The sequence below is a fragment of the Tunturiibacter gelidiferens genome (assembly GCF_013410115.1).
Taxonomy (GTDB): Bacteria; Acidobacteriota; Terriglobia; order Terriglobales; family Acidobacteriaceae; genus Edaphobacter; species Edaphobacter gelidiferens.
The window spans coordinates 2,368,477-2,381,434 of record NZ_JACCCV010000001.1; the positions used below are offsets into that span (position 1 = coordinate 2,368,477).

A 12,958-nucleotide genomic window follows, 5' to 3' on the forward strand; every position below is an offset into this window, starting at 1 on the left:
AAAACTAGATTGTTACCGCTCCTTCGCTGGCGCTGCTTACTGAGTTGGTGTACTTGGCGAAGACGCCGCGTTTGAAGCGGGGTTCGGGGGCCTTCCATGCGGCGAGGCGAGTGGCGATCTCGGCTTCGGGGACGTTGAGGGTTAGCTTGCGGTTGGGGATGTCGAAGGTGATGGTGTCGCCTTCGTGCACGGCTGCGATGGGGCCGCCGAGTTGGGCTTCGGGGGCGACGTGACCGACCATGAGGCCGCGGGTGGCTCCGGAGAAGCGGCCGTCGGTGAGGAGCGCTACCGTTTCGCTGAGCTCTGGGATGCCTTTGATGGCGGCAGTGACGGCGAGCATCTCGCGCATGCCGGGGCCGCCGCGTGGGCCTTCGTAGCGAATGACGCAGACGTCGTTGGGGTTGATCTTGCCGGCTTCGACGGCGGCGTGACACTCGTCCTCGGACTCGAAGACGCGAGCTACTCCTTCGTGGAAGAGACGCTCGTGGCCGGCGACTTTGACGACGCAGCCCTCGGGCGCGAGGTTGCCCTTGAGTATGACGAGGCCGCCGGTGGCCTTGAGTGGGTGCTCGGTGGTGTAGATGACGGCCTGGTTAGGCGTCTCGACGGCGGCGGAGGCCTCTTCAGCGAGGGTCTTGCCGGTGACAGTTATCTGGCTGCCGTCGATAAGACCGGCGTCGAGGAGGCGCTTGGCGAGGAGGCGGCTGCCGCCTGCATCCTGATAGTCCTTGGCGGCGTATTTGCCACCGGGGGAGAGGTCGCAGATGTGCGGTGTGCGGTCGCTGATGGCGTTGAAGTCGTCGATGGTGAAGGGGATGTTGAACTCGCGCGCGATGGCGAGCAGGTGAAGTACGGCGTTGGTGCTGCCGCCTGAGGCGCAGGCGGAGACGTAGGCGTTCTCGATGGCCTTGCGGGTAACAATCTTTGAGGGGCGGAGGTCATTCTTTGCGAGATCCATGACGATGCGACCGGCTTCGCGGCTGGCTGCGGCTTTATCGGGAGACATGGCGGGGACGCCGGTGATCTGGATGGGAGAGATGCCGAGGAACTCGCCGGCCATGGCCATGGTGTTGGCGGTGAACTGTCCGCCGCAGGCTCCGGGGCCGGGACAGGCGGCTGCTTCGAGGGCTTCGAGCTCATCATCGGTGATCTTGCCGGCGGCGTGCGAGCCCATGCCTTCGAAGACCTGCAGGATGGTGATCTCCTTGATGGTGCCGTCGGGCTGGGGGAGCTTGCCGGGGGCGATGGAGCCGCCGTAGAGCATGAGCCCCGGGATGTCGAGGCGTGCGAGGGCCATGATGGCGGCGGGCATGTTCTTGTCGCAGCCGGCGATGCAGACGAGGCCGTCGAAGGAGTTGGCGCGTGTGACGAGTTCGATGGAGTCGGCGATGACCTCGCGGGAGACGAGCGAGGCCTTCATGCCCTGGGTGCCCATGGTGATGCCGTCGTGGACGGTGATGGTATTGAACTCCATGGGAGTGCCGCCGGCGTCACGGACGCCCTGTTTGACCGCCTCGGCGACTTGGCGGAGATGGAAGTTGCAGGGACCGACCTCGGTCCAGGTGTTGGCGATACCGATGATGGGCTTGTGAAGGTCTTCTTTCGTGAAGCCTACGCTGCGCAGGTAAGAGCGAGCTGCGGCGCGGGATGGTCCTTCGGTGAGGACTTTGGAGTACTTCTTTGCGGGATTGAGTTCGTTGCTCAATTCATCTCCGTGTTTGAGTGTTTCGGGTTGAAAAGGTTCGAGCGGTCGTGAGATCCGAGAGATCTTCGGGATCCTTCGCTCCGCTCAGGATGACAGCAACAACAAACTGCGGTGTAGATATGCAGCGGGTTTATCTATGCGGCTGCGCTGCTGCGTGGTTTCAGCCAGAACTCGGCGTCATGTTTGTTTTCGAAGGCGTCAAGTTCGGATTCATGGCGCAGCGTCAGACCTATGTCATCGAGGCCGTTCAGGAGGCAGTATTTGCGGAAGGGGTCGATTTCGAAGTGTGCGCTGAAACCTTCGTCGTCGGTGATGGTTTGGGCTTCGAGGTTGATGGTGATCTTGTGCGCTGGATTTTTTTCGGAGCGATGCATCAGGGTTTCGACGTCGGACTCGGGGAGGCGAACGAGAACCATGCCGTTTTTGCCGGCGTTGGAGAAGAAGATGTCGGCGAAGCTGGGGGCGATGACGGCGAGGAAGCCGAAGTCGGTGAGGGCCCAGGCGGCGTGCTCGCGCGAGCTGCCGCAGCCGAAGTTTTTTCCGGCGATGAGGATCTTCGCGCCCTTGTGATGGTGTTTGTTGAGGACGAAGTCGGGGTGGGGTTCGCCCGCGTGTGGGCCATCCTGGATACGGCGCCAGTCGTAGAAGAGGAAGTCGCCGTAGCCGGTGCGCTCGATGCGCTTGAGGAACTGCTTGGGGATGATCTGGTCGGTGTCGACGTTTGGGCGATCGAGCGGGACGGCGTGGCTGGTGAGAACGTTGATGGGATGCATGAGTTCCTCGTTTGGCAGAAGGCTCGGGGCTAAAGCCCCTCAATTATTGGTTGATGTTTCGTGGGGCTAAAGCCCCACGCTCCCTTCGACTATTTACCCTTGAACTGCCAGGTGCGGATGTCGGTGAAGTGGCCGGTGATGGCGGCTGCGGCGGCCATTTGCGGGCTGACCAGATGAGTGCGGCCACCACGGCCCTGACGGCCTTCGAAGTTGCGGTTGCTGGTGGAGGCGCAGCGTTCGCCGGGTGCGAGGATGTCGGGGTTCATGCCAAGGCACATGCTGCAGCCGGGCTCGCGCCAATCGAAGCCAGCCTCAGTGAATACTCTGTCGAGACCTTCTTTTTCTGCCTGCGCTTTGACGGACTGCGAGCCCGGTACGACCATGGCGCGGACCGTGGTAGCGACGTGATAACCGCGAACGACCGAGGCTGCTGCCCGAAGATCTTCGATGCGTGCGTTGGTGCAGGAGCCAATGAAGGCGCGATCAATTTTGATCTCTTCGATCGGCTCGCCAGCGTGGAGACCCATGTATTCGAGGGCGCGCTCGAAGGCCTTCTGATCGGCTTCGCTGGCGGTGGGATCGGCCAGGGGAACTGTGCTTTTGACGCCGGTAACCATGCCGGGAGAGGTGCCCCAACTGACGGTGGGAGTGATGTCGGAGGCGTTGAGGGTGAGTTCGCGATCGAAGATTGCTCCTTCGTCGGTTACAAGTTCAAACCAGTGCGATGCGGCTTCGTCCCATGCGGCGCCGGACGGGGAGAAGCGACGGCCTTTGAGGTAGGCGAAGGTTATGGCGTCGGGCGCGATCATGCCGGCGCGTGCTCCGGCCTCGATGCTCATGTTGCAGATGGTCATACGGCCTTCCATCGATAGAGCACGAATGGCGGAGCCGGCGTACTCGACGACGTAGCCGGTGGCTCCGGCGGTGCCGATCTCGCCGATGATGTGGAGGACGATGTCCTTGGCGGTGACGCCGAGGGGAAGTGTGCCTTCGACGTTGATGCGGAAGGTTTTTGGCTTGTCTTGTGGAAGAGTTTGCGTGGCCATGACGTGTTCGACTTCGCTGGTGCCGATGCCGAAGGCAAGGGCGCCGAAGGCGCCGTGGGTGCTGGTGTGGGAGTCGCCGCAGACGATGGTCATGCCGGGTTTGGTGAAGCCAAGCTCGGGGCCGATGATGTGGACGATGCCCTGGTTGGGCGACTGGACATCGTACAGTTCGACGCCGAAGTCGGCGCAGTTCTTGCGCAGGGCTTCGATTTGTTTCGAGGCGATCTGGTCGACGATGTGGAGTCGGTCTTCGATGCTGCTGGTGGGGACGTTGTGATCGACGGTTGCTACGGTGCGATCTGGGCGGCGGAGTTTGCGGCCTGCCATGCGAAGACCGTCGAAGGCCTGCGGACTGGTGACCTCGTGGACGAGGTGCAGGTCGATGTAGAGGATGCTGGGTTCGCCTGTGGGCTCAGCGACGAGATGTTGGTGCCAGACTTTTTCGAAGAGTGTCTTGGGTGATGTTTGGGGTGTGCTCATGGTTGTGCCTTTTGCTCTGTTGATGGAGGGAGGGTGAAGGTGTTGGCGCCGATGGCGGCCGGTTTGATCTGATGCGGCGTACCGTCGGGGTCGACGAGAATGGCGTTGGCGATCTGCTGGATCTGTGTGTTGCCCTGCGGCGGATGCGCGGTCCAGCGGGCGACGCTGTTGGTGAGCGCTGCCGGAATGTGGTCGGGGTCGATGGGGTGATTCGGGAAAACCCAAAGAGTGTACTCGGCCCCGGACTGATCGGGGGTCCTGCTGTCTTTGATCCAGTCAATTGCGGCGAAGACGATGAGCGGATGAGGGCCGTTAAGATCGACCCAGATCAGACCGCGCTCAGGACAGAAGCGGAAGACGCAGCCGGTGATGGAGAGGTACCGGTTGTTGTCGGCGAGCACCTTGTCGGGGACTGAGATGAAGTCGAGTGCGGTCTCGGCGAGAGTCTTGTAGCCCGTCTTGGGATTGCCCCAGAAGGTTTGTGGAGCGGTGAAGTACTGCTCGAGGAAGGGACGGAAGCGCTGGTCGAGGACCAACTGTGTCTCGCGGCCGTCGGCGGGTGGAGGGGCGTATTGCCAGAGCCACTCAATGTTTTCCTTTGGCTGCTTCTTGTCTTTTTTGATTTGCGGCGAAGAGATTTGCGCGCGCGCGGCCGGAGCTGCGAAGAGCAGGAGAGTGGCGGCGAGTTGGATAGCGTGGCGCATCTTCATTTTGTTTAGCGACTGCGTCTGGGTTGATTGAACTGCCGTTGGCTGAGCCAAAGCAGACCGTTGACCAGAGGAAACATGATGATCGCCGTGATGAGGAGCACCATCGGCGGTGCTCCCCGCAGCCAGCGATAGACCAGCGCTGCGGTGATTGCGAGGTTTGCCAGGGCCGTCTTGAATCTCGGACTCATGTTGTTTAGACGGCGTGCATGGCCTGGCGGCGGTCGATGGACTCAGCCAGAGCCTGGTGAACGAGCTTACCCATCTCCTGCGTGCTGACTGGAGTTTGCCCGGGCTGCTGTCCGCGCGCGATGTCGGCGGTGCGATAGCCGGCGTCGAGAACTTTGTTGACTGCGAGTTCGACCGCGCGCGCGTCCTGCTCAAGATTGGCGGAGTGGCGGAGGATCATTGCCGCAGTAAGGATTGCGCCAAGAGGATTGGCTTTGCCGGTGCCGGCGATGTCCGGCGCGCTGCCATGAACCGGCTCGTAGAGATTGACCGCGCCGCCGATGGTGGCCGACGGCAACATCCCGAGGGAACCGGTGATGACTCCGGCTTCGTCGGACAAGATGTCGCCGAAGAGATTTTCGGTGAGTACGACGTCGAAGTTTCGGGGGATGTTCATGATGTGCATCGCCATAGAGTCGACGAGCTGATGCTCAAGCGTGACGGAGGGATAGTCTTTTGCAACCTCGGTGACGGTGGCTCGCCATAGTTGCGACACCTCGAGGACGTTGGCCTTGTCGACGGAGGTTACCTTCTGGCGACGATTGCTGGCGAGCTCGAAGGCCACGCGGGAGACGCGTACGATTTCGTCGCGGGTGTATCGCATGGTGTTGATAGCCTCGTTACTCTCGTGGTCCCACCAGCGTGGGGCTCCGAAGTAGAGTCCGCCGAGGAGTTCGCGCACGAAGAGGATATCGACATCTTTGGTGACTTCGGGGCGCAGCGGGGAACTTTCGCTGAGCGCGGTGTAGGCGATGGATGGGCGCAGGTTTGCGAAGCCACCGAGAGCCTGGCGGATTTGTAGGAGGCCGGCTTCAGGGCGCTTGTCCGGCGGGAGAGCGTTGAACTTGTTATCGCCAACGGCGCCGAGGAGGACGGCATCGCATTCCAGCGCGGCGTCGAGGGTGGCGGTAGGTAGCGGCGAACCGGTCTCTGTGATCGCTATGCCTCCTATGAGGCCTTCGACGAAGGTGAATTCGTGACCGCCCAGCTCGGCTACAGCGCGAAGAATGTTTGTGGCCTGATGGGTGACCTCGGGGCCGATGCCGTCGCCGGCGAGAACTGCAATTTTGAGGCGCATGGTGCTCTTTCCTTTGCCTAGGTCTAATGCGTGATGACGGTTGACTTGTCTGGCTGCAGCAGGCCGAGCAGATCCTGGTCGTAGATGGATTTTTTGCGATCGGCGAGCTCTGTGAAGCGGTGGTAGACGTCGTCAAGCTGAGTGCGTGTGAGTGAGTGACCGAGTTCGGTGAGGCGTTGCTCGAGGAGGCGACGGCCGCTGTGTTTGCCGAGCACCATATTGGTGGAGGGGACCCCGACCGATTCTGGCGTCATGATCTCGTAGGTGAGTGGGTTGGCCATCATGCCGTGCTGGTGGATCCCGGATTCGTGTGCGAAGGCGTTGGCACCTACGACGGCTTTGTTGGGCGAGCAGCCGAAGCTGATGAATTCGGCGAGCATCTGGCTGGTGGGATAGAGCTGATTGAGTTTGATGTTGTTTGTGTAGGGCAGCTTGTCGCGGCGGACCATGAGAGCTGCGGCGATCTCTTCGAGTGCGGCGTTGCCGGCGCGCTCTCCGATGCCGTTGATGGTGCACTCGGCCTGACGTGCTCCGGCGTGTATGCCCGCCAAGGTGTTGGCGACGGCCATGCCCAGGTCATTGTGACAATGGGTGGAGAGAATGACGTCGTCGATGCCTGGGACCTTTGCGATAAGCATGCGGAAGGTGGCGGCGTACTCGTCGGGCGTGGTGTAGCCAACGGTGTCGGGAATATTGATGGTCGTGGCTCCGGCCTGGACCGCTACTGTAACGATTTCGACGAGAAAATCGGGGTCGGTGCGCGTGGCATCTTCGGCGGAGAACTCGACGTCGTCGGCGAAGGTGCGGGCGAGACGGACGGACTCGGCGGCTTGATGGAGTGCCTCGGCGCGAGTGATCTTCAGCTTGGCTTCGAGGTGAAGGTCGGAGGAGGCCAGGAAGGTGTGGATGCGAGCCTTCTCGGCAGGCTCGATGGACCGGGCGGCGGCTTCGATGTCCTCGCGTTTGCAACGAGCGAGTGAGGCGATGCGCGGGCCGCGAACCTCGCGGGCGATCATGCGGATCGAGTCGGAGTCGCCCTGGCTGGCGATAGCAAAACCGGCCTCGAGGACGTCGACGCCAAGGTTTGCCAGCTGATGGGCCATGCGCAACTTTTCGTCGTGGTGCATGGTGCAACCGGGAGACTGTTCGCCGTCGCGAAGGGTGGTGTCGAAGAAGACGATTTGGTTATGCGAGGACATAGGATTTGGCACTTTCGATCTGGACGTTATCATAATGCATGCTTATGATGACTTGAAGGTATATCAGAAAATCTAATTGCGGCATTCGATCTGGAAATCTCTGCCGCACGGAGGTAAGGCTTGGACTTAGTCCAGATGGAGACATTTCTGGCGGTGGCAGAAGAGCGTAGCTTTTCGCGAGCAGCAGCACGGCTCCATCGTACTCAGCCAGCGGTGAGTCAGGCAATTGCCAAGCTGGAGGGGGAACTGGGAGAGGTTCTGTTTGAGCGCTCTTCGAGAGATGGGACACTGACCGATGCAGGGGAGGTTTTGCGGGAATATGCCGCTAAGTTACTGAATCTGCGGAATGAAGCGGCGGGGGCGTTGACCGAGCTTCGGGAGCTTCACCGTGGCAGGCTGAACCTTGCGGCGAACGAGTACACATGCCTCTATCTGCTGCCATTGCTTGACGAGTTTCGACGGCAGAATCCTCGGATCAAGCTGGCGGTGCAGCGCACCCTGGCGAGCCGGATTTCGGACGAGGTGCTGATGCACTCGGTGGAACTGGGGGTGCTGTCGTTTCGTCCTGACGATACTCAGGTGAAATCAATGGTCGTGTACCGGGATGAGCTGGCCTTTGTAGTGAATCCGCGACATCCCTTGGCTGGGGCCGGGAAGGTATCGATCCGGCAGCTGGGAGGGCAAAACTTCATCGCGCATAACATTCCGTCACCGCAGCGGCAGAAGGTCATTCAGGCATTCAAGCGCCACAAGACTCCGCTGCAGATGGGGGTGGAGTTGCCATCGTTGGAGGCGATCAAACGGTTTGTCGAGATGGGGAACGGTGTGGCTCTGGTGCCGGGACTGACGGTGCGTACCGAGCTTGAGAGCGGAGCGCTAGTGCGGGTTCAAGTGCCGGAGTTGCAGATAGAGCGCAAGCTGAGGCTGGTTTATCGGAGGCAAGCTAGTCTGTCGCATGCGGCGCTGGCCTTTCTCAAGGTGGTGGAAGCCTATGCGGCGGCGAATGGCGACCCGTACTGCTTTCAGGCCGAACGGGGAATGTAAATGAGGCTGTGAAATTTGCGAGACACCGGAACCTTTGCGAAAAAGGAGCGTCTGTACCGGTAGATTGACCACCGGAGAAACTCTTCCGGAAAATGCAGTATGAGAGTGAGAATCCGATGACGACGTTATTTCGCAAACCAGTATTGCAAGCAGCTCTTCTGGCGCTATGTACCACGGCGCTCAGTGCACTTCCCGCGATGGCACAAGACCCTTCTCCGCCGCCAACGCAGGATCAGGCAGGCCCGCCTAACGGCGGCCACCGGAATCCTGGTCAAAGGGAGGAGCATCAGATTGAATTCCTGACTAAGAAGCTTAATCTGACGCCAGACCAAGTGACCCAGGTGAAGGCGATTGATGACGCTTCACGAACTCAGATGATGGCTTTGCATCAGGACACGACTACTCCTCAGGCTGACAAGCGGGCGAAGATGATGGACATCCACAAAGCATCGCAGGACAAGATACGGGCCGTCTTGACCGACGATCAGAAGACGAAGTACGACGCTTTGCAGGCCCAGATGAGAGAGCGCAGAGAGAGCCGTGAGAGTGGGCAGGGAGCACCGCCTCCTCCTCCACCGCAATAATGTGTTGTCCGCCGACGATGGAGATGGGGCCGGAGAGATTCACATCCTCCGGCCTTCTTGCGTCGGTAAGTACTCCTTCGGGCAGCGGTGCGGTTACAATGAAAAACAGTGATTACGGCGTCCTATAACTTTTGAAACGCGTTGCCTGCGGGACAGCGTAGGAAGTTATGGGCGAATTCGAAGGGATCCAGCGAAGAATGAAGAAAACGATGTTGTTGTTTGGCGCGCTGATGTTATCTGCGGCAGCCGGTTATGCGCAGGAGAGCCGGCAGGACGTGAGCGTAAGCGCCAGCGCTGCGTTTGCCCCACAGATTACCGGAAACAGCGTGCAGAAAAACACAAGCACGACTATGGGACTGGTTGCCAGCTACCGCTATTTGTTGACGCCTCGGAGCGGACTCGAAGTTAACTACGGATATCAACAAAACACGCAGTATTATCAGGTCTTCGGGAAGGCTAACGGCGGAATACATACGCTCCAGCAGGAGGTCAGCGCTGCCTATGTGTTCAACCTGAACTTCAAAAACTTTAATCCGTTCCTTGAAGCCGGTCCGGGTGTAATGTTCTTCTCGCCCTTCAAGGATGCGGGATCGACGAACCTTGACGCAAAGCGGAATACGAACATCGGAGCGCTCTTTGGCGGCGGTGTGGCCTATGAGCTGAGCCCGAGCTTCGACATCCGCGCGGAGTACAGGGCATTCCTGGTAAAGACTCCGACTTTTAGCCTTCCAGGCAATATCTTCAATACCAATCGTTATGAGATCATCTCGACTCCTTCGATCGGCATTGCATATCACTTCTAACGATTGGCAGCTTTAACTTGAAACGCCCCGGCGTTGGCCGGGGCGTTTCAAGTTTTGGATGACCAGCGTTGAATTAACGAGCTTCTACCGGAAGTGATAGGCTGCGCCCACCGTAAGGATGTTGGGGGTAAGACTGGATCCCTGGAAGCCAAACCATTCCTGGTATTCCCAGTCGGCGCGAACGTAGAGGTAAGGTTTCACTTTGTAATCGGTACCAATACCAGCCGCTATAAGGTTATAGGCGAGGTTCGCCCGAAATCCATCGGGGTTGACAGGGAAGTTGAAAACGCCGCGTCCATAGAGGATCTTGCCGTAGGGAACGAACCGGTGATATTCGCGAAAATAGCGTCCGCCTACCTCGTATGTCTTCTCATAGAGATCGTTCTGATCCTTGACGAAATGAAACTCCCCCGTTATTCCGATGTGGGGGAGAAAGTCGAAGTCGAAGTATGCTGCGCCACCATTAAATCTATTTCCGTAGTCGGAGTCAGCTGTGGAGAAGCCGCCGCCGATCTTGAGATCCCCTGCGCGAGTCGCCGTAGGAGTGGCCTGCGCGCTTAGTGTGGATGCGGCCCCCAGCAGGCCCAGAAAAACAACAACCTTTGTCAGCACGTGCACTCCTGTCGAACAGAATATTCCTCATCGCAGGCTTGACAGCGCAACGACAGGACATTGCGGTGAAGCAACATCTTCATCATGAGACATATTCGTTGACTAACGCAAGGTATAAGCAACACCTATTGTGTAGGCGATAGGGGAAAGGCCATTCGGAGCGAAGCCTGGCCACTTCTGAAACTCAACGTCGAAGGCCCGGACGTTGATGTGTCGCGTTGCGCGTATATCCAGTCCGCCGCCAGGTGCAAATTGGAAATATGTGTAGGATGTCGGCACTGGGAAGCTACCGGACTGGAATCCGAAGCGACCAATACCGAACAGCACTTTGGCGTAGGGCTCAAAGCGCTTATGGTGCCATTTGTAACGTGGTCCTAGAAGGTAAGAGTTTTCGCTGAGGTCGGCCGGCGTGATGACGGAGTAGTGGAAGTCCCCCTCGACTCCGAGGTGCTGGCCAATATCGTAATTGCCGTAGATGGAGATACCCTTCATATAGTGCTGCGTATAGTCGGGGCTGATGAAGGTTGCTCCGCCACCGATCTGGATTGCGCCGGTGCGAGAGGCGGTCGGGACAGCTTGCGCATGCGACCGGTAAGTCAGACTAAGGACGCAGACGAAACAGCCGATAAGAATATGCCGCTTCAACAGTGTGCCTCCTTGTCAAAAGATATTTGATGCATAGGTTGTGTCAAAGGGAGTGCCCGAGACAGTAAAAGCGTGGATGGTCTCAACGACCCAGATCCATCCACGCTCTCAGGTTTAGTTTTGTTGTGCGTTGGTCGGTGGGGGAGTGGCAGCCGGTGCTGCTGCGGCTGGTGCTGCTGTGTTGTCGGCAGGCGCAGCGGTCGCCGGTTGCGTGGCGGCTGGAGCGGCTGCAGGTTCTGCGGGGGCCTTGTAGTAGCTAAGTTTCAAATAAACCGGTTCAACTTCAAAGGGCATCTTGTCGGCTGCTGTGAGTAAAGGCTCGAAGGCCGAGTGCAGGACAAATACCTGGTCGGTCCACGGGTCGAAGCGGAGGAAGCTGGCCAATGGCATGGCTGCCTGTTGCTTCAGGTCCTTCATGTCCAGCTTGGGGCCCTTTGTGGTGATGGCCTGCATCCAGAATGTCGGATCTGTGTCGCTCTTGACGAGACCGTCACCAATCATCGGCTCATTGAGTGCCTTCAAATTCTTAACTCGCTGCTGCAGTTGCTGGAGGTAAAGGCTGAAGTACTGCTGTCCGCCTTCCAACTCTTTCGCGTTGAGCAATTCCATAGCTTTTTTAGCTGCTGCCGCGTTGTCGGCGTCGGTGTGGTGCATGGGGATGCGGTTGAAGACCGTTGTAGAGGGAAAGAGCAGACGGTCGTTGAAGGCGTACTTGGTGTCGAGACGGTGAGCAAGAATGATGTGTGCAATCTGGAAAGCCAGGATCGCGTTGAGGTTGCCCATCTGCTGTGCGCCGTCCTGAGTGACAACACCCGTCGTATCCAGCAAGCTCTTCGAGATAACGATGGTATTGCCGATTGCGAGGGACTCCAGCGGTTCGGTCAGCAGTGTGCGGCAGCGTATCGGTCTTGAGAGTGTGATGTTGTTGTACGCCAGAATGTTGCCAGCGAGCGCTTCAAGAGTTTTGTCGAACTCGCTTGGTGCATCGAGCAAGCCTGCCTGGAAGAGGCGCTCAACGATGTTGTCCTCTGCCTGCTGGACCCATGCACGCTGAGCTCCGAGAGGGCTGACGTCCTGTGCATCGTTGCTGACGTCGGTTGCTCCGACGACGTCCATCGAGGTGTTTTCGCTCTCGGGTGGAGGAACCTTCAGCACATAGCCCCAGATGTGGTTAATGGCTTTGAACTTGAGAGTGCGGGAGACGCTCTTCGGATCGCTCTCTTCAACGTAAAAGGAGGTGGGGAGCCAGAGATCGGGCTGGACGTTGGTCCGCCAGCTGTCAAAGTGATAGAACTCCTTCTGATCCTCCTGGGTTCCTGCGAAGTCGCCGTTGAAGCGAACAACGTTTCCGCTTCGCGCCTCGATCCAGATGCGTCCGAAGAAGCGACCAAACGATTTCTTGCCTTCAATCGGCGTCACGTCAAAGACCGCCGTGGGAGTGTTGCCGAGGAAGTCGTTGCGTACGTAGCCGAAGGTATAGTGCTGACGATCGAAGCTGTTGGAGTCCATCAGCAGCATCTGTACAAAGCCGGACTCGTGGAAGTTCAGGTGCAGGCTGTTGCCGAGGCCACCGACGAAAGAGACGGAGTGCTTGAAGAAGCCAAGCTTCCCATCGTTGCTGGTGCCCTTTGAGGTCTCTTTGTTCACCGCATAAGAGTTGTCGCCGATGACGCTTTTGAAGTCGACGCGGCTGAGGAAGTGTTCATCAGATTCGGGAACCTGACCCAGAAGGGGATCGGGCTTCATCGTCTGGATGTAAGTCTCCACGAGAGGAGCCCGCTCTTTGACCGTTTTGACGATCACCTTTTCACGGGCAATCGCCTTATCGATCAGCGCGTTCTGCGCAGCGGTAGGCTTTCGCGTTGTGGAGAGGTCCTCATCCATCTTCTTCTTTTTGCCAGGATGTAGGATGCCTGCTCCAGCGGGGAGAGTGGTTGCGACTAGAAGTGCCAGCAGCAGACCGGCGGTAGACTGTTTCCCGAGAATCATGATTTACGGCTCCTACGGTGACCCCTGGGGTCATCCTGAGTATGGACTAGATGCTATTTCAGTGC

At 58.7% G+C, this 12,958-nt stretch carries 13 protein-coding genes; 3 read left to right on the plus strand and 10 right to left on the minus strand.

Annotated elements, in window-relative coordinates; translation table 11 throughout:
* Positions 1-4 precede the first annotated feature (4 nt).
* The 7 genes from ilvD to HDF12_RS10145 all read right to left on the minus strand — a co-directional run bounded on the left by ilvD (position 5) and on the right by HDF12_RS10145 (position 7,216).
* Complete coding sequence (gene ilvD / locus HDF12_RS10115) at positions 5-1,705, minus strand: dihydroxy-acid dehydratase (protein WP_179582578.1); 1,701 nt, start codon at positions 1,703-1,705, stop codon at positions 5-7.
* Between the two features lie 134 nt (positions 1,706-1,839).
* Positions 1,840-2,478 (minus strand): 3-isopropylmalate dehydratase small subunit, encoded by a 639-nt coding sequence (gene leuD / locus HDF12_RS10120; RefSeq protein WP_179582579.1) that lies wholly within the window; start codon positions 2,476-2,478, stop codon positions 1,840-1,842.
* A gap of 89 nt (positions 2,479-2,567) precedes the next feature.
* Positions 2,568-4,004 carry a 3-isopropylmalate dehydratase large subunit gene (gene leuC, locus HDF12_RS10125; protein WP_179582581.1) on the minus strand — a complete coding sequence of 479 codons (1,437 nt, stop codon included), beginning with the start codon at positions 4,002-4,004 and terminating at the stop codon, positions 2,568-2,570.
* Positions 4,001-4,708 (minus strand): hypothetical protein, encoded by a 708-nt coding sequence (locus HDF12_RS10130; protein ID WP_257025468.1) that lies wholly within the window; start codon positions 4,706-4,708, stop codon positions 4,001-4,003. The genes leuC and HDF12_RS10130 overlap by 4 nt, the downstream gene beginning before the upstream one ends.
* A gap of 11 nt (positions 4,709-4,719) precedes the next feature.
* Positions 4,720-4,902 carry a hypothetical protein gene (locus HDF12_RS10135; RefSeq protein WP_179582585.1) on the minus strand — a complete coding sequence of 61 codons (183 nt, stop codon included), beginning with the start codon at positions 4,900-4,902 and terminating at the stop codon, positions 4,720-4,722.
* 5 nt (positions 4,903-4,907) lie between these two features.
* Positions 4,908-6,017, minus strand: a complete 1,110-nt coding sequence (gene leuB / locus HDF12_RS10140; protein WP_179582587.1) for a 3-isopropylmalate dehydrogenase — start codon at positions 6,015-6,017, stop codon at positions 4,908-4,910.
* 23 nt (positions 6,018-6,040) lie between these two features.
* Complete coding sequence (locus HDF12_RS10145) at positions 6,041-7,216, minus strand: 2-isopropylmalate synthase (protein WP_179582589.1); 1,176 nt, start codon at positions 7,214-7,216, stop codon at positions 6,041-6,043.
* 120 nt (positions 7,217-7,336) lie between these two features.
* Between HDF12_RS10145 and HDF12_RS10150 the strand changes: the two genes are divergently transcribed.
* The 3 genes from HDF12_RS10150 to HDF12_RS10160 all read left to right on the plus strand — a co-directional run bounded on the left by HDF12_RS10150 (position 7,337) and on the right by HDF12_RS10160 (position 9,647).
* The gene (locus tag HDF12_RS10150; RefSeq protein WP_179582591.1) at positions 7,337-8,260 is read left to right on the plus strand and encodes a LysR family transcriptional regulator; all 924 of its coding nucleotides are present in this window, start codon (positions 7,337-7,339) and stop codon (positions 8,258-8,260) included.
* A gap of 116 nt (positions 8,261-8,376) precedes the next feature.
* On the plus strand, positions 8,377-8,844 hold the full coding sequence (locus tag HDF12_RS10155) for a Spy/CpxP family protein refolding chaperone (protein WP_179582593.1): 468 nt from the start codon (positions 8,377-8,379) through the stop codon (positions 8,842-8,844).
* A gap of 167 nt (positions 8,845-9,011) precedes the next feature.
* Positions 9,012-9,647 carry a porin family protein gene (locus HDF12_RS10160; protein WP_257025474.1) on the plus strand — a complete coding sequence of 212 codons (636 nt, stop codon included), beginning with the start codon at positions 9,012-9,014 and terminating at the stop codon, positions 9,645-9,647.
* An 84-nt stretch (positions 9,648-9,731) separates the two neighbouring features.
* Here the strand turns inward: HDF12_RS10160 and HDF12_RS10165 are convergent, their stop codons facing one another.
* The 3 genes from HDF12_RS10165 to HDF12_RS10175 form a co-directional block, all read right to left on the minus strand.
* Positions 9,732-10,259 carry an outer membrane beta-barrel protein gene (locus tag HDF12_RS10165; RefSeq protein ID WP_179582595.1) on the minus strand — a complete coding sequence of 176 codons (528 nt, stop codon included), beginning with the start codon at positions 10,257-10,259 and terminating at the stop codon, positions 9,732-9,734.
* 102 nt (positions 10,260-10,361) lie between these two features.
* The gene (locus tag HDF12_RS10170; RefSeq protein WP_179582597.1) at positions 10,362-10,904 is read right to left on the minus strand and encodes an outer membrane beta-barrel protein; all 543 of its coding nucleotides are present in this window, start codon (positions 10,902-10,904) and stop codon (positions 10,362-10,364) included.
* Between the two features lie 114 nt (positions 10,905-11,018).
* Positions 11,019-12,893: a hypothetical protein gene (locus tag HDF12_RS10175; RefSeq protein WP_179582599.1), complete on the minus strand. Its 1,875-nt coding sequence runs from the start codon at positions 12,891-12,893 to the stop codon at positions 11,019-11,021.
* Positions 12,894-12,958: the final 65 nt, after the last annotated feature.

Coding starts and splice junctions, on each gene's coding strand:
- leuD (WP_179582579.1), bottom strand. CDS start 2,478: ATGCATCCCATCAACGTTCTCACCAGCCACGCCGTCCCGCTCGATCGC.
- leuC (WP_179582581.1), bottom strand. CDS start 4,004: ATGAGCACACCCCAAACATCACCCAAGACACTCTTCGAAAAAGTCTGG.
- HDF12_RS10130 (WP_257025468.1), bottom strand. CDS start 4,708: ATGCGCCACGCTATCCAACTCGCCGCCACTCTCCTGCTCTTCGCAGCT.
- HDF12_RS10135 (WP_179582585.1), bottom strand. CDS start 4,902: ATGAGTCCGAGATTCAAGACGGCCCTGGCAAACCTCGCAATCACCGCA.
- leuB (WP_179582587.1), bottom strand. CDS start 6,017: ATGCGCCTCAAAATTGCAGTTCTCGCCGGCGACGGCATCGGCCCCGAG.
- HDF12_RS10145 (WP_179582589.1), bottom strand. CDS start 7,216: ATGTCCTCGCATAACCAAATCGTCTTCTTCGACACCACCCTTCGCGAC.
- HDF12_RS10155 (WP_179582593.1), top strand. CDS start 8,377: ATGACGACGTTATTTCGCAAACCAGTATTGCAAGCAGCTCTTCTGGCG.
- HDF12_RS10160 (WP_257025474.1), top strand. CDS start 9,012: ATGGGCGAATTCGAAGGGATCCAGCGAAGAATGAAGAAAACGATGTTG.
- HDF12_RS10175 (WP_179582599.1), bottom strand. CDS start 12,893: ATGATTCTCGGGAAACAGTCTACCGCCGGTCTGCTGCTGGCACTTCTA.